This window comes from Glutamicibacter sp. BSL13, from assembly GCF_052928425.1.
On record NZ_JAVGCZ010000010.1, the window covers coordinates 39,105 to 59,602 of the forward strand.

General features: G+C 65.6%; 19 protein-coding genes and 1 pseudogene. 14 read left to right on the plus strand and 6 right to left on the minus strand.

From position 1 onward, the window contains the following. Window positions 1–62: 62 nt before the first annotated feature. Window positions 63–635 (plus strand): MarR family winged helix-turn-helix transcriptional regulator, encoded by a 573-nt coding sequence (locus RCJ92_RS03225; protein WP_446753759.1) that lies wholly within the window; start codon window positions 63–65, stop codon window positions 633–635. Between the two features lie 213 nt (window positions 636–848). Then, window positions 849–1,058 carry a hypothetical protein gene (locus tag RCJ92_RS03230; protein ID WP_396277335.1) on the plus strand — a complete coding sequence of 70 codons (210 nt, stop codon included), beginning with the start codon at window positions 849–851 and terminating at the stop codon, window positions 1,056–1,058. A gap of 128 nt (window positions 1,059–1,186) precedes the next feature. Here the strand turns inward: RCJ92_RS03230 and RCJ92_RS03235 are convergent, their stop codons facing one another. From RCJ92_RS03235 to RCJ92_RS03255, 5 genes are all read right to left on the minus strand, one after another. Beyond that, window positions 1,187–2,323, minus strand: coding sequence for an acyl-CoA dehydrogenase family protein (locus tag RCJ92_RS03235; RefSeq protein ID WP_446753760.1), 1,137 nt, complete (start codon window positions 2,321–2,323; stop codon window positions 1,187–1,189). A gap of 101 nt (window positions 2,324–2,424) precedes the next feature. Further along, the gene (locus RCJ92_RS03240; RefSeq protein WP_446753761.1) at window positions 2,425–3,267 is read right to left on the minus strand and encodes an MBL fold metallo-hydrolase; all 843 of its coding nucleotides are present in this window, start codon (window positions 3,265–3,267) and stop codon (window positions 2,425–2,427) included. A gap of 44 nt (window positions 3,268–3,311) precedes the next feature. Continuing rightward, complete coding sequence (locus RCJ92_RS03245) at window positions 3,312–4,109, minus strand: amino acid ABC transporter ATP-binding protein (protein WP_446753762.1); 798 nt, start codon at window positions 4,107–4,109, stop codon at window positions 3,312–3,314. A gap of 2 nt (window positions 4,110–4,111) precedes the next feature. Then, window positions 4,112–4,972 (minus strand): amino acid ABC transporter permease, encoded by an 861-nt coding sequence (locus RCJ92_RS03250; RefSeq protein WP_138175755.1) that lies wholly within the window; start codon window positions 4,970–4,972, stop codon window positions 4,112–4,114. Further along, a complete protein-coding gene (locus RCJ92_RS03255; protein WP_421014255.1) occupies window positions 4,969–5,895 on the minus strand; it encodes an ABC transporter substrate-binding protein in 927 nt (308 codons plus the stop codon). The genes RCJ92_RS03250 and RCJ92_RS03255 overlap by 4 nt, the downstream gene beginning before the upstream one ends. 119 nt (window positions 5,896–6,014) lie before the next feature. Between RCJ92_RS03255 and RCJ92_RS03260 the strand changes: the two genes are divergently transcribed. The 11 genes and pseudogenes from RCJ92_RS03260 (at window position 6,015) to RCJ92_RS03310 (ending at window position 16,433) form a co-directional block, all read left to right on the plus strand. Then, window positions 6,015–6,761 carry an IclR family transcriptional regulator domain-containing protein gene (locus RCJ92_RS03260; RefSeq protein WP_446753763.1) on the plus strand — a complete coding sequence of 249 codons (747 nt, stop codon included), beginning with the start codon at window positions 6,015–6,017 and terminating at the stop codon, window positions 6,759–6,761. 117 nt (window positions 6,762–6,878) lie between these two features. Next, window positions 6,879–7,259 (plus strand): YidH family protein, encoded by a 381-nt coding sequence (locus tag RCJ92_RS03265; protein ID WP_054821840.1) that lies wholly within the window; start codon window positions 6,879–6,881, stop codon window positions 7,257–7,259. A gap of 21 nt (window positions 7,260–7,280) precedes the next feature. Next, window positions 7,281–7,613 carry a DUF202 domain-containing protein gene (locus RCJ92_RS03270; protein ID WP_343832400.1) on the plus strand — a complete coding sequence of 111 codons (333 nt, stop codon included), beginning with the start codon at window positions 7,281–7,283 and terminating at the stop codon, window positions 7,611–7,613. A 113-nt stretch (window positions 7,614–7,726) separates the two neighbouring features. Further along, a complete protein-coding gene (locus tag RCJ92_RS03275; protein ID WP_360027066.1) occupies window positions 7,727–8,335 on the plus strand; it encodes an NAD(P)-dependent oxidoreductase in 609 nt (202 codons plus the stop codon). 116 nt (window positions 8,336–8,451) lie between these two features. Further along, window positions 8,452–10,116 (plus strand): ABC transporter substrate-binding protein, encoded by a 1,665-nt coding sequence (locus RCJ92_RS03280; RefSeq protein ID WP_446753764.1) that lies wholly within the window; start codon window positions 8,452–8,454, stop codon window positions 10,114–10,116. A gap of 16 nt (window positions 10,117–10,132) precedes the next feature. Further along, window positions 10,133–11,068 carry an ABC transporter permease gene (locus tag RCJ92_RS03285; protein WP_396277342.1) on the plus strand — a complete coding sequence of 312 codons (936 nt, stop codon included), beginning with the start codon at window positions 10,133–10,135 and terminating at the stop codon, window positions 11,066–11,068. After that, a complete protein-coding gene (locus RCJ92_RS03290; protein ID WP_138175743.1) occupies window positions 11,065–11,862 on the plus strand; it encodes an ABC transporter permease in 798 nt (265 codons plus the stop codon). The genes RCJ92_RS03285 and RCJ92_RS03290 overlap by 4 nt, the downstream gene beginning before the upstream one ends. Then, window positions 11,859–13,490, plus strand: coding sequence for a dipeptide ABC transporter ATP-binding protein (locus RCJ92_RS03295; protein WP_446753765.1), 1,632 nt, complete (start codon window positions 11,859–11,861; stop codon window positions 13,488–13,490). The genes RCJ92_RS03290 and RCJ92_RS03295 overlap by 4 nt, the downstream gene beginning before the upstream one ends. A gap of 119 nt (window positions 13,491–13,609) precedes the next feature. Next, window positions 13,610–14,574, plus strand: a pseudogene (locus RCJ92_RS03300) (IS481 family transposase). A 79-nt stretch (window positions 14,575–14,653) separates the two neighbouring features. Beyond that, entirely contained in the window at window positions 14,654–15,613 is a 960-nt protein-coding gene (locus tag RCJ92_RS03305) for a LysR family transcriptional regulator (RefSeq protein WP_446753766.1), read from the plus strand. Between the two features lie 46 nt (window positions 15,614–15,659). Then, entirely contained in the window at window positions 15,660–16,433 is a 774-nt protein-coding gene (locus tag RCJ92_RS03310; RefSeq protein WP_446753767.1) for a hypothetical protein, read from the plus strand. Window positions 16,434–17,526: 1,093 nt separating this feature from the next. Here RCJ92_RS03310 and RCJ92_RS03315 read toward each other — a convergent pair. Next, window positions 17,527–19,215, minus strand: coding sequence for a long-chain-fatty-acid--CoA ligase (locus RCJ92_RS03315; protein ID WP_138926833.1), 1,689 nt, complete (start codon window positions 19,213–19,215; stop codon window positions 17,527–17,529). Between the two features lie 404 nt (window positions 19,216–19,619). Here RCJ92_RS03315 and RCJ92_RS03320 point away from each other — a divergent pair. Continuing rightward, window positions 19,620–20,498, plus strand: an 879-nt coding sequence (locus tag RCJ92_RS03320) for a YkvI family membrane protein (RefSeq protein WP_446753768.1), incomplete at its 3' end; no start/stop codon positions are given.

Here is a 20,498-nt window from a genome sequence, read left to right on the forward strand (position 1 = left end):
AAACGGACTGGACCGTGGTTCCCAAGGTCTAAAGAACACGGCTCTCCAGTAGAAAGGCCCCGATGAGCGCACTTCAAAGCAGCGGTTACTGGTACCCGCAAGGGTCCGAGGAAACCACGCCGATCGATCTGCTCAACCTGCTGCGCCGCTATCGAAGTGCGGAACGCAAAATGCGGGCGGCAACCAGGGACTCCATGGGAATGGGCGAAACGGATCTTCTCGCTCTGCGCTTCCTGCTCAAGGCCCATCAATCCGGGCGGATACTGCGCCAAAAGGACTTTGCCAGCGAACTGGAGATCTCCAACGCCTCGGTATCGGCACTGATTGACCGCTTGTGCCGCGACGGCTATGCACAGCGTGTGGTGCACCCCGAGGACCGCAGGTCGGTGGCGATCATGCCCACCAAGCACACGGATCAGGAGGTGCGTGAAACTCTTGGTCCCATGCATCAGCGAATGCTCGAAGCGGTGGAAAGCCTTACCGCGGATGAACGCACCGCAGCGGCCAAATTTCTCCATGGAATGATTCGAAGCGTAGAGAAAGTCGACACGTCGACACCGACCACGCCGACCACGCCGAAAGCACCATCTTCCTCGGGCACCAAGGGTGCGGCCACGGCTCATACCGCTTCTTGAGCCGAGGTTCGCTAGAGCGTCATTCCAACCTCCGGCAACCGCGCGAAGCGGTTCTTTGCCAAAGCGCCCGCCCGCGCATGCCGGAGGTACCGATGAGCGGATGGCTTCTGAGCGGATCAGCCCTTCTTTGCGGGGCATTTCAAGTTTCCAACAACACCAGACGCGAAGGAACAACCCAGAGAACGCGGAAGTGGACGAAAGGAGCATCAGCGGATGCCAAAAACCACCCTCCAGCTCACCCTGACCAAAGATCAATTCGACGACCTGTCCAATGCACTGGAAGATTACCGCGACCAGTTCGCCCAACGTGCCGGAGAATCGGAGTTTGACCTACTACTCGGCTCCGCATATTGGGAAGATCGGGCGCAGGAAGTTCAGGAACTGCTTGAGCGCATCCTCCAGTCGCCAAGCTTCTGGCTATAGAACCGGGTGTGGCAGCACCAAGAATCCTGCAGGCAACGAAGTTCCGGCACGCCCGCATGCTGGCACAGGGGAACTCATCGAACGGCCTCCGCGAGGCGGGGCCCGCCCCGCTGCAGCCCACGTGCGGTCTAGGACTCGATCAGCGAACGCCCCACGATCAACTGCATGATTTCGTTGGTGCCCTCCAGGATCTGGTGCACCCGCAAGTCGCGGGCAATCTTCTCCAGGCCATACTCGCTGAGGTAGCCGTAGCCGCCATGCAGCTGGATGGCGCTGTTCGCGGCGTTGAAACCCGCATCTGTGGCCATTCGTTTGGCCATGGCACACAATCGGACAGCATCCGGAGCCTTGGCGTCCAACGCGGCGGCGGCGCGGCGCAGCAGGGTGCGCGCCGCCTCAAGGCGCATCTCCATGTCGGCCAGTTCGAAGACCAGCGCCTCCTGCCGGGTCAGCGGTCCGCCGAAGGCCTGGCGTTCCTTCAGATAGGCCACGCTCTTTTCCAGCGCGTGCTGACCACCGCCCAGTGAGCATGCCCCGATGTTCAGTCGTCCGCCATTCAGCCCGCGCATGGCAATGGAGAATCCCTGCCCCTCGGCGCCGAGCATCTGGTCCGCCGCGACCCGCACGTCATCCATGATCACCTGGCGGGTGGGCTGGGCCTTCCACCCCATTTTCTTCTCGTTGGCGCCGAAGGACAGGCCCGGCGCGTCCGCGGGCACCAGGAAGGCGCTGATCCCCGCGGCCCCGTCCTGGGAGGTGCGGGCCATGACGATGTACAGCGCCGCTGATCCGGCCCCCGAAATGAACTGCTTGACGCCGTTGAGCACGTAGTCATCGCCCTCGCGCCGGGCCCGGGTGCTCAACGCCGCCGCGTCGGAACCGATCCCGGGCTCGGTCAGGCAGTACGCGCCCAGCTGCTGCATCTGCAGCATCCCCGGCAGCCAGCGCGAACGCTGCTGCTCGGTGCCGAATGCGTCGATCATCCATACCACCATGTTGTGGATGGAAATGTAGGCTGCAATGCTTGGATCGGCCTTGGCCAGCTCCTCAAAGATCAGCACCGCGTCGCTGCGGGTCAACCCGGAGCCGCCGTGTTCCTCACTGACGTAGATGCCGCCCATCCCCAGCTCCCCGGCCTCGGCCAGCACATGGGTGGGAAAATGGGAAGTTGCGTCCCATTCCAGGGCGTGCGGGGCCAGCTTGTCCGCCGCGAAGTCCCGAACCATCTCCACCAGCGCCTGCTGGTCCTCATTCAGTTCAAACATTGCCGAACCCCTCCCTGACCACCAACGGCTACTTGTGACCCAGACTACATCCTGTCCGTGTGCTGCGGGTGGGGCTGAATCCCGGGACGCGGTCGGGGCACCTAGATTTCCATCAGGTCCGCACCCACGGTGATCGGCCCGCCGAAGTCCTGCTGCGCGTCTTGCAGCCAAACCTGGTCGGGAACCTGCGGGGCACTGGGCACGAAATGTGAGAGCACCAGGTGCCCGACCTCGGCGCGGGCCGCCACCGCGCCCACATCCGTGGAGGCGGTGTGGGAGTCGATCAGGTGTTCGCGCAGCCGCTGCCCGTTGGAGCGTTGCAGCAGGGGATCAATGCTGGGGATGTGCATCACCTCGTGCACCAACACGTCGGCACCGCGGGCCAGCTCCACCAGGGAGTCGCACGGCGTGGTGTCTCCGGAAATGACGTAGCTGCGGTCCTCGGTGTCGATCCGGTAGGCCAGCGCCTCGATGGGCGGGTGGTTAACCCACGCCGCGGTGATCCGCACCCGCTCGTCTTCGAACACCAGGCCGGGCTCGGTGACGTTGCGGGCGCTGACCAGCGAGGCGAAGTCCGGCCGCCCCTCGTCCACGATGCGGATCTGCACATCCCGGCGCGCGTAGTCCAGGAAGGAGTCCCACATGCTCTGCCAGGGGGCCGGGCCAAAGGTCTGCACCGGCCGGTCCAGATTGGCGCACCAGGCCAGGTGCAGCAGCGTGCCCACGTCCGCGTTGTGATCCGAGTGGTGGTGGGTGATCCCCACGGCGCGCAGCGAGTTGAACGCCAGCCGGGCGCGTGCCAGTTGCCGGGCCACCCCGTTGCCCGCGTCGATGATGTAGGTGGCATCGCCCACGACGAGCGCGTTGCATGCGGCATTGCGTTCGATCTTCGGGGTGGGCCCGCCCCCGGTGCCCAGCAGCACCAGCTTGCTCTTGGTGGTCATGATCCGCCTTTGGTTGTTCGTTGTTCTCAAATGCCTAGGAGCCGCTAATGGACATGGCGCAGGAAGTCGCGGGTGCGTTCATGGCTCGGGTCGTCGAAGACCTGGGCCGGCGGCCCGGATTCGAGGATCACCCCGTTGTCCATGACCACCACCTGGTCCCCGACCTCACGGGCGAACGCCATCTCGTGGGTGACCACGATCATCGTCATGCCCTGGTCGGCGAGCGCCTTCATCACCTTGAGCACCTCACCGACCAGCTCCGGGTCCAGCGCGCTGGTCGGCTCGTCGAAGAGCATCACCCGCGGCTTCATGGCCAGGGCCCGGGCGATGGCCACCCGCTGCTTCTGCCCACCGGATAGGGACGCCGGGTAGGCGTTCGCCTTGTTGGCCAGACCGACCCGTTCGAGCAGTTCCATGGCCGTGGCCTTGGCTTGGGTGGCGTTGGACTTGCCCAGCAGGGTGGGAGCCAGGGTGATGTTCTGCAGCACGGAGTAGTGCGGGAACAGGTTGAAGTGCTGGAAGACCATGCCGATCTCCTGGCGCTGCCGATCGATTTCCCGGCGGCGGCGCAGGTGCATCTGCCCGCCGCGCTCAAAGTAGGACAGCGTCTGCCCATCCATGGTGATCCTTCCGGCATCCACGCTCTCCAGGTGGTTGATGCACCGCAGCAGCGTGGACTTGCCGGACCCGGAGGGGCCGAGCAGGCAGGCGACCTGGCCTTCATTGACCTGCAGGTCCACGCCCTTGAGGACATGCAACGGGCCGAAGAACTTGTGCAGGCCGCGCACCGTGAGCAGCGGCCTCGTGCTGGTCGCTGACGGGGTGGGGGTGGAATGGGCCATGACTACACCGAGCCTTTCCGCTGGCCGCGGGCCAGACGTCGTTCCAGGAAGCTTTGCCCAATGGTCGCGATGCCGGTGACCACCAGGTACCAGAGGAAGGCAACCACGAGCAGCTCCAGGGTGCGCAGGTTGGTGGCGGCGATGTTTTGGGCTTCGGTCAGCAGGTCGCCGCCGGCGATGACCGAGACCAGGGAGGTCATCTTGATCATCGTGATGAACTGGCTGCCCGTGGGGGGAATGATGATGCGCAGCGCCTGGGGCAGGATGACCCGGAACATGGTGCGCAGTGGCCCCAGCCCTAGGGCGTTGGCCGCCTCCTGTTGGCCGGTGTCCACCGCGGAGAGCCCGGAGCGGATGATTTCGGCCATGTAGGCCGCCTCGTTCAGCGCCAGCGCGATGATCGAGGCAACGAACGGGGTGATCAGGTCATTCATGTCCCAGCTGTACCAGAGCTCTCCGGTGATGGGGTTCAGCACGTCAATGCCCGACCAGAACAGGGAGATGTTCCCGACGAACAGGATCAGCAGCAGCAATGGGATGCTGCGCACGATGGCGACGTACGCGAAGCCGATGGCCCGCAGCACCGGGTTCCGCGACAGGCGCATCAGCGCCACGATGAACCCAGCCACGACCCCGATGACCATGGAGATCAGCGCCAGCACAATTGTGTTCTTCAGTCCGCTCATGATGCTGGGGTAGGTCAGGTACTCGGCGATGGTGGAGTGATCCAGTGCCCGGTTGCCCCACAGGCCGCGGGCGGCCATGATCACCAGGGCAATCACCAGCAGCCCGGACACCAGCCGCCAGGGGTGGCGCTGGCGGGCCACCGGGTCCTTGAGCTGTGAAATCTCAACGGTGCTCATTGGCCTGCCCCTGTCTCCTCATTCGCCTCGTCCTGTGGCGCATCCAGCGCCAGGTCCTGGATTTCCCATTTGGCCAGCAGTTCGTCCACGGTTCCCTCGGCCTGCATCACGTCCAGGGCGGACTGGATGGACTGCTTCAGATCGCGGCGGTCCTTGGCGGTGATGATGCCGATGGGCTGGCGCTGGTAGGTCGCTTCCCCGCCCATCTCGAAAACCTTGCTGGTCGCCTTGTTTTCGGCGATGTACCGCATCACCGGGGTGTTGCCCAAAAACGCTGCGGTGCGTCCGGCCTGCACGGAAAGCCGTGCATCACCCGGGGCGGAAAACTGGTTGATCTCGATCGGCTTCTTGCCCTCCTGCAGGCACTTGTCGTTTTCGTCCTCGGCCAGCTCCAGCTGAACCCCGCCGCGGACGATCGCGATCGGCAACCCGCACAAATCAGCGGCGGATTCGATGCCGTGGGGGTTGCCGCGCTGCACCAGCGGGGAGGTGGCCTGGTTCATGTAGTTGGAGAAGTCCACGACCTGGGCCCGCTCCTGGGTGTCGCCGATCAGGTCAATGCCGGCGTCGATCTGCTTGGATTTCACTGCCGGGATCAACCCGGCGAACGGCAGCTGCTTCCAGCGGATCTCCACCCCGAGCAGGCTGCCGATTTCTTCGACCACGTCGACGTTGATTCCCTGGTAGCCCTTGTCCGCCGGGAAGTTCATGGGCGGTGAGGCCAGTTGCGAGCCGAAGACCAGGTAGCCGCGCTCCTTGACGCTTTCGGGCAGCGGCACCACCTCGGTGTAGGCCTGCTGGGCACCGGCGCTCTGCGCCGGCTCGGTCCCGCCCTCGCGCAGCACGACGCAGCCGCTGAGCCCCAGGGTCAGGGCCAGCGCGCCGGCCAGGGCCGCAGCGAGGCGTGATGTTCGATGAAGCATGAAAACCCCTGACTTCGCAGAGCGAAAATACTTTTCGGTGTGCGTAAAGTATGATTGTGACCGTCGTCTCAGGTCAAGAGGCGGCGTTGATGTTTCTTTGCGGAAGGATTCCGATGCCCGTGCCCCATGACTCCCCCACGGGAGTACAGTCCTTCGCCCGCGGGTTGAGCGTGATCAAGGCATTCACCGGTTTTCCGCTCACCCTGAGCGAAGTCGCCGGACGCACCGGCCTGGCCCCGGCTGCGGTGCGCCGCTACCTGGCCACCCTCACCGAGCTTGGCTACCTCGCGCAGCACGGGTCATTGTTCAGCGCACGGGCCAAGCTGCTGGAGCTGGCCCAGCCCTACTTGACGGCCAATGAAACCGCCCGCAAGGCCGAACCGATCCTGCGTCAGCTCTCGGACACGGTCAACGAAACCGCCACCCTCACCCAATATTCCAACGGGGAGGTCATTAACGTGCTGGCCACCCAGACCACCCAGGAGCTGGCGATCCAGGTCAATGCCGGACGCCACCTGCCCGCCTACTGCACCGCCATGGGGCGGGCCATGCTTTCCCTGTTGCCCGCCGAGGAGGCCCGGGCGGTCATTGAGTCCTCGACCCGCATCGAATTGACCTCGCGCACGTTGACCGACAGCACCCAGATCATGGAGCAGATCGAGCTGGCACGGCAACGCGGATACTGCTTCGTGGAAGAAGAACACACCCTGGGCATCCGCACACTGTCCGTTCCCCTGCAGCTGCCCCAGGGGCCGCTCATCGCCCTGAGCGCGCCCACCCCGACCGCACGGGAGGACCGGGAGAGCTACCTGCAGCGGGTGCTGGAGCCGCTGCAGCTGGCGGCCTGCCGGATGCGGGCCGAATAACCGGTTCATAATTGCCGTCTGCAACCACTTTTCAGGTGCCGCCATCCCCGGACATGATGAACTTAGATGCAGTCCGCGTGCCGGCGACCCCGCTTCCGACCCCTTCCAAGGAGGACCATGTCCACCCATGAACGCAGCCGCCTGGCCCGGTGGCTCCTGCCCAGCGGCAAGGAACCTGACCCGCGCTTCACCCTGGCCAATGAGCGCACGTTTTTGGCCTGGATCCGCACGTCCCTGGCCTTCCTGGCTGGCGGCATCGCCCTGGAGGCCTTCACCGCCGCGTCCTTCTCCACTCCGCTGCGCACCTGGCTGGCGCTGATTGTCATTGGCATCGGCATGCTGATCGCCGGCGGGGCGGCCTTCCGCTGGCTGCGGGTCGAGCGCCGGATGCGTGAGGACTCCCCGCTGCCGGTTCCGGCGATCGTGCCGCTGCTGGGGTTCGGGGCGGTGGCCGCGGCGGTGGCGGCCGTGGCAATGATCCTGGCCAATGGCTTCTAGGCCACCGGGGAGGCAGGACTCGTGAAGGATGTGCGCATTTCGGATCCCGGGCTGCAGCCCGAACGCACCGTGCTGGCCTGGGGCCGCACCCTGATCTCCTTCCTGGTCGTCAGCGCCGTGTTCCTGCGTTGGCTGCCGCATTACGGGCAGTCCCTGCTGGTGCTGGTGGGCATCGCCGCGCTGGTCTCCGGCGGCATCTTCCTCTCCCAGCGCCGCCGCTACCGGCGGATGGCCCAGGGGCTGGAGGCCGGAAGGGTACAGGCCGACGCGGTGGCCGTGTTCGCCACCGCCGCGGCCACCCTCGCGTTGGGGGCCACGGCCCTGGTCCTGCTGCTCGGCCCGCTGCTGCGCTGACCCCTTGGGAGCGCGGTGTCCTTTGATGACCGGGACGTTGTTCGCCTGGCGGCACACTGGATAATCTGATCTGGAATGGGCCGCCGGCCCGCGCCAATCCGAAAGGACCGAGAATGAAGATTGCAGTGTACGGAGCCACCGGGGCCGTGGGCAGCCAGGTGGTCGCCGAAGCCCTCTCCCGCGGACACGAGGTCACCGCGGTAACCCGTTCGGGAACCTCGGTTCAGGGCGCCACCGCGGTGAGTGCCGAGCTCTCCGATGCGGGAACCTATCGCGAACTGGGCAAGAGCCATGACGCAGTGGTCATCGCGGTGCCCCCATCACGCACCGGAGGGGACCACCAGGAGTACCTGGATGCCTTCGAGGAAATCACCGAAACCCTGGTCCCGGCCCGCCTGCTGGTGGTCGGCGGCGCCGGGGCAACCGAGGTTGACGGGGTGCGTCTGCTGCAGACCCCGGACTTCCCCGATGCCTACAAGGCCGAGGCCGAGACCAGCGCGCAGGTCTATGACATGTTCACCTCCGTTTCCGGGATCACCTGGACGGTGGCCGCCCCGGCCCCGGAAATCGCCTCCGGCCGCCGCACCGGCAGCTACAGCCTGGGCACCGATTCCCCGGCCGGGGACTTCGTCTCCACCCAGGACTTCGCGGTGGCGATCCTCGATGAGTTGGAGAGCCCGGCCCATGAGAACCGCCGGATGACCGTGGCCAGCCAGAAGTAGGCGCGCGGGCATGCCGGGTGTGATCTGGAATACCCGACATGCCCGGCCCGGGCCCGGGTGACTATTGTGGAACCCAGGACTATCCATCATTTTTCGCCCCACGAGGTATTTTCCCCTTGAAGCAACGCACCGCCCGTTCCCGGCGCCTGGCCCTTGGCGCGCTGTCCATCCCGTTGAGCCTGGCCGTGCTGGCCGGATGTTCCAGCCCCACCAGCCCCTCCCCGCAGGGCGAATCGGCGGACCCGGTCACCGGCGGCACACTGATCTACGCCTCCGGGGACGCCGAACCAACCTGCCTGGACCCGCACGTGGGCGGCAACTACCCGCAGGCGCTGGTGGCCTCGCAGTACCTGGAGACGCTGTTCACCAAGGACGCGAACGGCCAGATCGTGCCGTGGCTGGCCGAGTCCACGAAGGTGTCCGAGGACGGGCTGGTGCGCACCATCACCGTGCGTGACGGCATCACCTTCCACGACGGCACGAAGCTGGGCGCCGAGGCGGTCAAGGCCAACATCGAGCACCTGCAGGACCCGGACACCGCCTCCTCCACCGGGTACCTGGCGGTGGGCAAGGTCGACCAGATCAAGCTGGTGGACGAGCGCACCGCCGAACTGCACCTGTCCACCCCGGACAACGCGCTGCTGGAGTCGCTGTCCATGCCGTGGACCGCCATCCAGTCCCCCAAGGCGCTGGAGCGCGAGCAGTCCGCGAACTGCGCCTCCCCGGTGGGCACCGGCCCGTTCAAGGTCGATTCCTGGGACCGCCAGGACGCGGTGCACCTGGTGCGCAACGAGGACTATGTCTCCCCGGCTCCCCAGCAGGGGCGCGAACAGCAGGGCGCCTACCTGGACGGGATCACCTGGCGCTTCATCCCGGAGGCCGCCACCCGCTACGCGGCCCTGTCCTCCGGCGAGGTCGACGTGATCGACAACGCCCAGCCGGACACCATCTCCTCGGCCGAGGGCGCCGGGCTGGGGCACCTGGACGCCCCGCGCCCGGGCGCCTCAAACCGCATTGAGCTGAACAGCGCCAAGGCCCCGTTTGACGACATCAAGGTGCGCGAGGCGTTCATCCGCGCGCTGGATGTGAACGCGGGCATCGACGCCCTGTTCTTCGGCACCGCCCCACGCAGCTACTCGCTGCTCTCCTCCGTGGAGCCGCTGGGCATCTCCCAGGAGGCGCTCTTCGCCCCGGACGTGGCCAAGGCCGAGCAGCTGCTGGACGAGGCCGGCTGGAACCAACGTGACGCCGAGGGCTACCGGGTGAAGGACGGCAAACGGCTGAGCGTCAGCTTCCCGGTGTCCACCAACCAGTCGGTGCCGGCCGAACAGTCCCTGTTCGAACAGATCCAGGCCTCGGCGAAGAAGGTCGGAATCGAAGTGAGGATCAACCTGCTGGACCTCTCCAGCTGGTACGGGGCACTGGCCAAGCACGAGTACAACCTGGTCTCCGCGCCGTACACGAAGGTCGGGCCCAGCGTGCTGCGCATCCTCTACCATTCGGACTCCACCGTGCCGGCCCCCTCGGGCTACTTCGCGAACAACGCGCAGCTCAAGGACCCGCAGATCGACCAGCTGCTGACCGAGGCGGAGCAGACCGAGGATGAGGCCGCACGCGCCGAGAAGTACCGCAAGGCCCAGGAGCTGATCCTGGGCGGCTACTACGTGCTGCCGCTGTACGACCAGCAGAACCACTTCCTCTACGGCAAGGACGTCAAGGGCATGGGCGCGACCACCGCGGTCTCCACCCCGGTGTACTACGACGTGTTCCTGGACCGCTAGGGTACACCGGCAACCGATGATGGGTACGCTGCGGTGGCTGGGCCGACGGCTGGGCGGGGCGCTGGTGGTGCTGTGGCTGGTGGCCACCGCCATCTTCCTGGGCATCCGGCTGATCCCCGGGGACCCGGCCGAGGCGATCATGGGCGGTCCCGGCTCCCAGGCCTCCGCCGAGGCGCTGGCCGCGGCCCGCGCCGAGTACGGGCTGGATCTGCCGTTGCCGGCGCAGTACCTGATGTTCCTGGGCAAGCTGGTGCGCCTGGACTTTGGCACCTCCTATTCCCTGAAGGACCCGGTGCTCACGGTCATGGGCGAGGTGCTGCCCTCCACCATGGTGCTGGCGCTGCTGGGACTGGTGCTGGCCTGGGTGCTGGCGCTGGTGTTCGCCGCGCTGTCGCTGCGCGCCAACCGGTTCGGTGAACTGCTGGGCAACACGGTGGAGATCGTGGCCGCCGCGGTGCCGCACTTCTGGCTCGGCGCGGTGCTGATCATGGTGTTCTCCACGATGCTGGGCTGGTTGCCGGCGGTGGACAACGGCAGCGCGGCCGGGCTGCTGCTGCCGGTGCTGACCCTGGCCCTGCCGCTGGCCGGGTTCCTCACCCAGCTGATGCGCGATTCGCTGGCCTCCGCGTTTTCCAGCCAGTTCGCGCTGGCCGCCCGCGCCCGCGGGGCCAGCCGGCTGCAGCTGTTCTGGCGCCACGGGCTGCGCCACGCCGCGCTGCCGGCGCTGAGCCTGACCGGCTGGGCGTTTTCCTCCCTGCTCTCCGGGGCCGTGGTGGTCGAGGCCGTGTTCGCCCGCCCGGGGCTGGGCCGGGCGCTGCTCTCCGCGGTGCTCTCCCGCGACATTCCCATGGTCACCGGCATCGCCTTGTTCTCCGCCGCCAGCTACATGGTGGTGATGGCCGTGACCGAGGCCGTGGAACGGCTGATCAACCCGGCCGGGGTCCGGGCATGAGCCGGCTGGCGAAGCTCGGGATCGGGGTGTTCCTGGTGCTGCTGGTGGTGCTCGCGCTCTTCCCGCAGTGGCTGGCCCCGGGCGACCCGCTGGCGGTGAACCCGGCCGAGGCGTTCCAGGCCCCGAACCTGCACCACGTGATGGGCACCGACGAATCCGGGCGCGATGTGCTCACTCGGATCGTGCACGGCGCCCGGGACTCGCTGTTCATCGGGGTGGCGGCCACCGCCCTGGGCATGGGCATCGCGGTGCTGCTGGGCACCGCCGCCGCCCTGTCCCCGCGCTGGCTGGACGAGGCGATCCTGCGGGTGCTGGAGGCGCTGTACGCGATTCCCTCGCTGCTGATGGCGCTGCTGATCATCGCGTTTACCGGCCCCGGGGTCGGTCCGGCGATCGTCGCGGTGGGCCTGTCGACCGCGCCGGGCTACGCCCGGCTGGTGCGCAGCCAGATCCGCACCCTGAAGGCCTCGGAAATGCTGGAGGCCGCCACCGTGCTGGGCCGCGGCACCCTGGCCAAGGTGCGCAACCACCTGCTGCCCAACGCCCTGCGCCCGCTGCTGGCGCTGATCACCCTGGGGGTGGGCCAGGCGGTCATCTGGGCCTCGGCGCTGTCCTTCCTGGGGCTGGGCACTCCCCCGCCGGCCCCCGAATGGGGTGCGATGCTCGCCGCCGGGCGCACCTACCTGCACCTGGCCTGGTGGCTGAGCTTCTTCCCGGGCCTGGCCATCGTGGTGGTGGCCGCCGGGGCAACGATGATCGGCCGGGCACTGGGCGGAAAGGTGAACGCGGCATGAGGGCAAGCACCACGAAGCGGGAAAACCCCGGCGCTGCGCCGCTGATCGAAGTCGAGCAGCTGGCGGTGCGCTTTGGCGCGCAGCGCGCGGTGGACGGGGTCAGCTTCACCCTGCACGCCGGGCAGTGCCTGGCGCTGGTGGGCGAATCCGGGTCAGGCAAGTCGGTGACCGCCCGCAGCCTGCTGGGGCTCAGCGGCGGAACCGTCACCGCCGACCGGCTGCGGGTGCTCGGCCAGGACGGGCTGAGGCTGGGTGAAAACGGCTGGCGGACCGTGCGCGGGGCGCAGATCGGCATGGTGCTGCAGGACGCGCTCTCCGCACTGGACCCGCTGCGCCCGGTGGGCCGGGAAATCTCCGACGCGCTGCGTGGAACGCGGCGCGCCGAACGCCGCGCCCTGATGCTGCAGATGCTGCAGGCGGTGGGCATGGATGACCCGGCCCGCCGCGCCGCCCAGCGCAGCGGGGAACTGTCCGGCGGCATGCGCCAGCGCGCCCTGATCGCCCAGGCGCTGATCGGGGACCCGCAGGTGGTGATCGCCGACGAGGCGACCACGGCCCTGGATGCGGGGCTGACCGCCCTGGTGCTGCGCCAGCTGCGTGAGCTGAAGGCGCAGGGCCGGGCGGTGCTGATGATCAGCCACGACCTGGCCCAGGTGGCGCAGGTCGCGGACCGGATCGCGGTGATGCGCGGCGGGAAGATCGTGGAAAGCGGTCCTGCCGAAGAACTGCTGGACGCCCCGCGCCACGAGTACACCCAGACCCTGTTGCGCGCCGTCCCCTCCGGGGTGCCGCGCTTCACCCCGCTGGCGGCCAGCACCCCACGCCCGGCGCCGCAGCCGGCACCGGCGGCCACCGCGCAGACCGAGTCCCGGCCGGAACCGGCGCTGCAGGTCAGCGGGCTGTCCAAGGCCTTCGGCGGCCAACTGGCGGTGGATGACGTCAGTTTCACGCTGCCGCGCGGGGCCACCCTGGGGATCGTGGGCGAATCGGGCAGCGGCAAGACCACCACCGCGCGCATGGTGCTGGGCCTGCAGCGCCCGGACGCCGGCACGGTGCGGCTGCTGGGGCGCGGGTTCGTGCCCGCCCGGGAAGCCGAACGCCGCCCGCTGCGCCGGGCCATGGGCGCGATCTACCAGAACCCGCTGGGCTCCTTCGACCCGCGCTACACGGTCGGGGCGCTGCTGGCCGATGCGCTCACCTCCGGGCGCAGCCGGCGCCTGGGCCCGGTGCGCGATCAGGTCCACGCACTGCTGCGCCAGGTGCAGCTGGACGAGCAGCTGGCCAACCGCTACCCCACCCAGCTCTCCGGAGGCCAGCGCCAGCGCCTGGCGATTGCCCGGGCCCTGGCCCCCAGGCCCGCGGTGCTGGTGCTGGACGAACCGGTCTCCGCGCTGGACGTTTCCATCCAGGCCACGGTGCTGGACCTGCTGGATGAACTGCAGGTCCAGACCGGGACCAGTTACCTGTTCATCAGCCATGACCTGTCGGTGATCGAGCACATGAGCGATCAGGTGGCGGTGATGTACCAGGGCCGGTTCGTGGAGAGCGGACCCACCGCCGAGGTGTTCGCCAATCCGCAGCACCCCTACACCCAGCGCCTGCTCTCCGCGGTGCCGCGGCTGCGCTAGCTGTTCTTCCCACGGAGGTTGTGGGCAACGGCGCGTTGTGTGAGAAGAGGTGAGGACCTCCGGTATCGATATGGGTAACCACACTCATCTCGAATCACACGAAGGTCCTCATGTCTTACATTACTCATGCCCGCGCTTCGCTGACACCGCAGGGCCGACTGAAAATGGTCCTGCTCGTCGTCAACGAGAAATGGACGCAGGCGCGTGTCGCCGAGCGCTTCCAGGTCGCTCGCGGGACGGTATCGAAGTGGGTGGCCCGGTACAAGGCTGAAGGTGCCGCAGGGCTTGAGGACCGCTCATCCAGGCCGCGCCGCTCACCGAACCGCACGTCCCAGCGCACCGAGCGACGGATCGTTGCTCTGCGCGTGAGCCGGCGGTGGGACCGCACCGGATCGCGTATCACCTGCGCCTGCCGCAATCGACGGTATCGAAAGTGCTGAGCCGGTACCAGGTGCCGCTTCTTGGGCACATCGATCTGAACACCGGTGTCCGGGTGCGAAAGCCCAAGCCGGTGCGCTACGAACACGAGAACCCCGGCGATCTGGTGCATGTGGATGTGAAGAAGCTGGGCCGGATCCCCGACGGCGGAGGCCACCGCACCCTCGGCCGTGGGCGGGGGAACAGGAACCGGTCCGGTGTCGGTCATCTCTACTTGCATTCCGCGATCGATGACCACTCCCGGTTGGCGTATTCGGAGATCCTTGAGAACGAGAAAAAGGAGGCCGCTGCCGGGTTCTGGGAACGCGCGAACGCGTTCTTCACCAACCACGGCATCACCGTCTCACGCGTGCTGACCGATAACGGCTCCTGCTACCGCTCACGCCTGTTCAACGACACACTCGGCAAGCACGTCGCGCACAAGTTCACCCGGCCGTATCGACCTCAGACGAATGGGAAGATCGAGCGCTTCCACCGCACTCTCGCGTTCGAATGGGCCTACGCCCGGCACTACAGCTCAGAAGCCGAGCGCGCCGCCGCTTACCCGGCCTGGCTCCATGAGTACAATCATCACAGACCCCATACCGGCATCGGCGGCAAATCACCCCTCGACCGCGTACACAACGTCCATGGGAAGAACAGCTAGCCAGAGGGCCATTGCGCCTGCCCCTTCCCGGCGGGGACACGGTGCCCGCCGGCGCCCGGGCGCTGGCTAAACTGGCCAGGTGATCAACTACACCCTGCGCCAGCTGCACTACTTCCTGGCGGTGGCCGAGGCCGGATCCATTTCCGCGGCCGCAACCGCCAGCCACATCTCCCAGGCGGCCATGTCCCAGGCGATGGATGATCTGGAACGCGCGGTCGGCGCCCAGCTGCTGGTGCGCCGCCGCGCCCGCGGGGTGGAGCTGACGGCGGTGGGCACCGTGTTCCTGCATGATGCGCGCGAACTGATGCGCCACGCCGAGGAGGTGCAGGGCCAGATCATTGAACGCCAAACCACCCTGGCCGGCCCCCTGGTCATCGGCTGCTACTCCTCGCAGGCGGCCTTCTGGATCCCGGTGATCTGTGAAAAGTTCACCAAGCCGAACCCGGGCCTGAGCGTCACCTTGGTGGAGGGTGACGGGGCGGAGCTGCAGCAGCAGATGTTCAAGGGGCACCTGGATGTGGTGCTCACCCACACCCGCCACCTGCTGCCCCAGGTGCACCACCGCACCGTGATGTCCGGCCGGCCTTATGTGCTGGTCGCCGCCAACCACCGGCTGGCCGCCCGCTCCTCGGTGCGGCTCAGCGAACTGGCCGAGGAGGATTTCGTGGGCCTGGACCTGCCCACGGTGCGTGATAACCAACTGGTGAACCTGCGCATGTCCGGCCTGGATCCGAAGGTGCGCTGGAGTTCGCAGAGCTTCGAGGCGGTGCGCGGCATGGTCGCCCGCGGTCTGGGCTACACGGTGCTGGTGCAGCGCCCGCCGGTGAACGTCAGCTATGACGGGCTGCCGCTGGCGGTGCTGGAGATCGAAGGCCCGGTGGGGGTCAGCGACATCTGCGCCGCCTACACCGCCTCCGAACGCTTACCGGAGTCGCCAACAAGCTCACCGTCGAACCTGCAAACGTCAAGGACGATAGGCCCAGGAAAAGGACTTCAAAAATCAAGTAAACACAGCAAATCACCGATAGTACTACGGTAAAGAACTGTCTTCTCTCCCATCACTAACGACTGGAAGGTCACCATCTATGGAAGTAGCGCATACTGTCGTTTCGTTCATTGCCGCATTATTAGCACTATTCGTAACGCTAGATCAGCTGACTTCAACTACTCGAATTCGTCGAAAAGTAGATCTTTGGCGAACTGAAGCCGAGGCTAAAGCGGGAAGCTACGACGCCAAAATATTCTGGAGCTTACATCGTTCAGGCACAGCCAAGCTTGTTGCTCTCGACGCGGTACCTACAAAATGGATAGCTTTTGCAACCCTTGTCACCGCCATCTTGCTCTGGGGAGTTTTTACCGCTGCCTACGATTTAGGCAAAATATCGTCCGATTCATCTTTATCTCAAAGGCTTACCGAAGCAGGAATCGAATTTCCCTCTCTACTACTTACGCCAGTCCTTGCGACAGCGCAAATTTATTATCTTTTGCACCGAACACGTGAACGTTTTCTGGTTGAAAAGGCGTTCCTCAAGAAAGAACCTATCTTGCGCCCGATAGGGTATCAAGAGACCCGTCAAGACAGCGGTGCGAAGGCCGCGGCTATCGCTATAATTTCAGACCTCAGAATGCTAGGCGCGGCTTTCATGCTGTCTTTTGGTGCAATAGTTCTGACGTCTTCGCTCGGTTATCTAAGGGGATCTGCTGATACTGCTAAAGATGCCTTGTCCAATGCCGAGCAGCTTGTCTTTATAGCTGGGCCAATATTTTTGGTGGCAGGCTTCGTCCTTGTGGCCCCGTTGTTAGGCAGCAGACTTTATACTTGGGTACACACCTCCATGCTCCCCGATTCTGAAACCTAGTCGGATAAGTACTTCATCTCTCGTGTCCTTTATCGCGTGGGCGTTGGAGCTGAGACGGTCTGTTTCTCGGCCTCATGCTCAACCCCTCATCCGGGCTTCGGGTGGTTGATGGATTCGAGAAGCTTGCGTCACGGCACTTCGCGCGCCGTGCGGCTTTCTCCGCAGCTTCCTGGACTTCACGTTCCCTTTGCGCACGTTGAGAAGCGACCAAATGGGTTTTGAACCGGGCGTTCTCCCGCTCCACCAACACCGGCAGCTTCATCTGTTCCCGCCGCCTTGGCGCTGCCTCCATCCCATACGCCGTCTCCAGTTTGGTGCAAGTTGTTTGTGCTGCCCTCCGCTCGTTCCTGGCATGCCACACCTCGCCCAGGTCATCGACCAGAGAGACCACGATATGTACGTGTTCATCCCCGTGAAGCACCATCACCTACGGATGCTTGGCATACCCCATGTGCTCAGCGAACGACTGCCCAATACCAGCCCATTGCTCATTGCTCAGCGTCCGGTCCGTCGTGGTGTTGCGTAAGGAAGCGTGCCAGACCGGGTTCTTGATCTCCGGACGCGTGCTCAACGCCTTACGCAGCTCTCCAGCTCACAACCGCGGATCCGTCTGCCCCTCGGCGCCGAGGTTCGACCCGACCACGACACTGCCAAAGACCCGCTGCCAGCAGCCAGAGAGGTGTGCTCGTTCGCTTTTCCCGGCCCGTGCAAATACGCGCCAATGTCCCCAGAATTCCTACCCCGCGTAATTTTTGCGATCACGACAGCTCACCGCGCACCCTCGCCAATTCCTCCCGCGAAGGACGCGGGGCCGGTCCACCAACCGCATCATGCGGAGAGCGATTTCAGGGCATCTGCGAAGCGTGTCTGGGCGCCACTCGCAGGGTCAAGCGCGTGGGGTTCACGCCGCCCCGACATCTCGCGCAAATACAACCTTGTCCCACTCCGTGCTCATAAACAGCTCACACCCCCATAAGTACGGTTGAACGCAGACAAAGCGACACTTTTTTGCGTCCTACTACGTAGGTTTTACCTGTTTGAACATGCAAAGAGGGGCCCGCAGGTCACCCCGCGGGTCCCGGCCAAGTAACCGCTAGTCGGTGCCGCCCAGCTGCTCGCGCACCTGCTTGCGCAGGATCTTTCCGAGCATGGAGCGCGGCAGCTCCTCCACCTGCCGGATCTTCCGGGGCACCTTGTAGGCGGCCAACAGTCCGCGGCAGTGCTCCCGCAGCGCCTGCTCATCCAGCTGCGCGCCCTCGTTCAGCTCCACCGCGGCGACCACCATCTCTCCGCCGCGGGCCAGCGGCTCACCGAACGCGGCCGCATCGGCCACATCCGCATGCTGACGCAGCGCCGCCTCCACCTCGGTGGGCGAGACATTGAAACCGCCGGTGATGATCAGTTCCTTGGCGCGGTCCACGATCGTGGCAAATCCGTCGTCGTCCACCGTCACCACGTCCCCGGTGTGCAGCCAGCCCTCGGCGGTAAGCACCTTGGCCGTCTCCTCCGGGTTGTTCCAGTAGCCGGAGAACACCTGCGGCCCCTTGATCAGCAGCTCGCCGGGCTGCCCGGGTTCCACCGCTTCGTGCGGCTCCTGGAGACTGACCACCTTCATGTCCGTGGAAGGGAAGGGGATCCCAATGGTCCCGGTGCGCCGTGAAGGGTGGAAGGGATTGCCCAGCGCCACCGGCGAGGATTCGGTCATCCCGTAGCCCTCCACCAACAGTCCGCCGGAGACCGACTCCCACAGCTCGACCACGTGATCGGGCAGGTTCATCGCCCCGGAAATGCAGTATTTGGCTGATCGCAATGAGATGCCGCGCTCCAGCGCCCCCATGGCGGTGCGCTCATAGATCGGCGGCACCGCGCAGTACACGGTGGCCGGGGACTTCTTCCAGGCATCAAGCACCAGCTTCGGCTCGAACTTGGGGAAGAGCACCAACAGGCCCTGCTTCTTAATCCCGAACGTCAGGTACAGCGTCATCCCAAAGGCATGGAACATCGGCAGGATCGCGTAGAGGACTTCCTTGCGCTCCTCCGCCCCGAGCATCCACGCCTCTCCCTGCAGCGCATTGGAGTACAGGTTGTAATGGCTGAGCATGGCGCCCTTGGGGTGCCCGGTGGTGCCGGAGGTGTACTGGATAACCGCCAGGTCATCCACCTCGGGCATCGGGTGGCGTGGATTCAGCCGGTCGGACTTGGCCAGCTGCTTCCAGCTCATCGTCCCGGGGGCCGGTGCGGTCAGCCCAGCCCGGGCCTCACGCAGCTTCTTCACCGGCAAACCCAGCGCCAGGCGCTTGGTGGCCGGAAACGCCTGCAGCAGATTGACCGCGACGATGGTGTCGATCTGCACATCCTCGGGGAATTGCTGCAGGGCCGGCACCGCCTTGTCCCAGGCGATCACCACCCGGGCCTGGTGGTCCTCGAACTGGTGGCGCAGTTCGCGGGAGGTATACAGCGGATTGTGCTCCACCACCACGGCACCCAGGCGCAGCACCGCGTAGAACGCGATCACATGCTGGGGGCAGTTGGGAAGGATCAGGGCAACCCTCTCCCCCGCGGTCACACCGAGCCGGCGCAGCCCCTCGGCCACGCGCTCCACCTGTTCGCCGAGTTCGGCATAGCTCATCTGCCGTCCGAAGAATTCGGTGGCCGGGCTGTCCCCGGCCTGGGCGACGGAGCGGGCGAACATGTGGGCCAGCGATTCGGTGGGCAGCTCGATCTCGGCGGGCACCCCGGGCTGGTAGTTCTTGGTCCACGGATGCGCGGATGTGTTGTGCATGCCCCCATCATGCCCCTTTGTCGCGATCCGCGCGATTCTGGCGGTCCTCACCAGAGCTCGTTGAACGAGCCGCCCACATTCAACGCACCGCATCGGGCGCCAGGATGGCCGACCCCTTTGTGAGCAAACGCGCTCGCCGGGCTGTCCACCATCGCCCCGCACTCCAACAGGCTTGCAGCACCACCATGGAAACCGTGATCCGATCACCGGGTTCCAGCGAGCCGCCGCGCGAAGCATCTACCAGCTCAGCCATGCGCCTTGCGTTCCTTCGACATGGGCGCGAAATCTTCACTCAAACTGTTGACTGGGTCACACGGTCACCCTAGTGTGATGCAGGACACTGATATATCAATTGCTTATTAATCACCGATCATACTTTTGCTGCTGTGGAGGAAAAATTGCCCATGCCAGATAGAACCGCGACCCGCGCCGGGTTGGGCACAACGGAAAAGACCAACTTCCTTCGGTTGGCGACCTTTGCCGGTGCCATCATTGCCTTCCTGATCGGCTCGGGTTTCGCCACCGGCCAGGAAATCCTGCAGTACTTCACCTCATACGGTTATTGGGGCGTCTTTGGCACGGGACTGCTGGTTTTGGCCCTGATGACCTACGTGGTCATCGAGTTCTTCGTCGTCGGGCAAGCCAAGAAGTTCGAAAAGCCCTCGCGGATCTTCCACTACTACTGCGGCCGGTACCTGGGCACCTTCTTCGACTTCTTCTCCATCGTGTTCGTTTTCCTCAGCTTCACAGTGATGGTTTCGGGCGCCGGAGCCGTCTTCGAGGAACACTACGGGCTCTCGAAGTACCTCGGCGGCATCGGCCTGGCGCTGGCTGTGGGAATCAGCGTCTGGTTTGGTCTGAAGTCACTGGTGGACGTCATTGGCAAGATCGGGCCGCTGATCGTGGTGATTGCCATTGGGTTGGGCATCACCGGGATCTTGCGCAACCCGCAGGGGATCTCCGAGGGGCAGGCGCTGTTGCCCGGCCTGGAGTTGACCCAGGCCTCGAGTAGCTGGTTCATGGCCGGGCTGTCCTACGTCGGGTTCTGCATGCTGTGGCTGGCGGCGTTCCTGACCGCACTGGGCAAGACCGCCCGCAGCAAGAAGGAGGCCGCCGCCGGAGGCGCAATGGGCGCGGTGGCTTTCTCGGTGGCGTGCATTATCGTTGGGCTGGGTCTGCTGGCCAATATCGTGAAGGTCGGCGGCACCGAGATCCCGATGCTGGTGCTGGCCCGGGACATCAGCCCGGTGCTGGCCACGGGGATCTCGGTGATGATCCTGGCG

Coding starts and splice junctions, on each gene's coding strand:
- RCJ92_RS03225 (WP_446753759.1), top strand. CDS start 63: ATGAGCGCACTTCAAAGCAGCGGTTACTGGTACCCGCAAGGGTCCGAG.
- RCJ92_RS03230 (WP_396277335.1), top strand. CDS start 849: ATGCCAAAAACCACCCTCCAGCTCACCCTGACCAAAGATCAATTCGAC.
- RCJ92_RS03235 (WP_446753760.1), bottom strand. CDS start 2,323: ATGTTTGAACTGAATGAGGACCAGCAGGCGCTGGTGGAGATGGTTCGG.
- RCJ92_RS03240 (WP_446753761.1), bottom strand. CDS start 3,267: ATGACCACCAAGAGCAAGCTGGTGCTGCTGGGCACCGGGGGCGGGCCC.
- RCJ92_RS03245 (WP_446753762.1), bottom strand. CDS start 4,109: ATGGCCCATTCCACCCCCACCCCGTCAGCGACCAGCACGAGGCCGCTG.
- RCJ92_RS03250 (WP_138175755.1), bottom strand. CDS start 4,972: ATGAGCACCGTTGAGATTTCACAGCTCAAGGACCCGGTGGCCCGCCAG.
- RCJ92_RS03255 (WP_421014255.1), bottom strand. CDS start 5,895: ATGCTTCATCGAACATCACGCCTCGCTGCGGCCCTGGCCGGCGCGCTG.
- RCJ92_RS03265 (WP_054821840.1), top strand. CDS start 6,879: ATGTCCACCCATGAACGCAGCCGCCTGGCCCGGTGGCTCCTGCCCAGC.
- RCJ92_RS03275 (WP_360027066.1), top strand. CDS start 7,727: ATGAAGATTGCAGTGTACGGAGCCACCGGGGCCGTGGGCAGCCAGGTG.
- RCJ92_RS03285 (WP_396277342.1), top strand. CDS start 10,133: ATGATGGGTACGCTGCGGTGGCTGGGCCGACGGCTGGGCGGGGCGCTG.
- RCJ92_RS03290 (WP_138175743.1), top strand. CDS start 11,065: ATGAGCCGGCTGGCGAAGCTCGGGATCGGGGTGTTCCTGGTGCTGCTG.
- RCJ92_RS03295 (WP_446753765.1), top strand. CDS start 11,859: ATGAGGGCAAGCACCACGAAGCGGGAAAACCCCGGCGCTGCGCCGCTG.
- RCJ92_RS03310 (WP_446753767.1), top strand. CDS start 15,660: ATGGAAGTAGCGCATACTGTCGTTTCGTTCATTGCCGCATTATTAGCA.
- RCJ92_RS03315 (WP_138926833.1), bottom strand. CDS start 19,215: ATGCACAACACATCCGCGCATCCGTGGACCAAGAACTACCAGCCCGGG.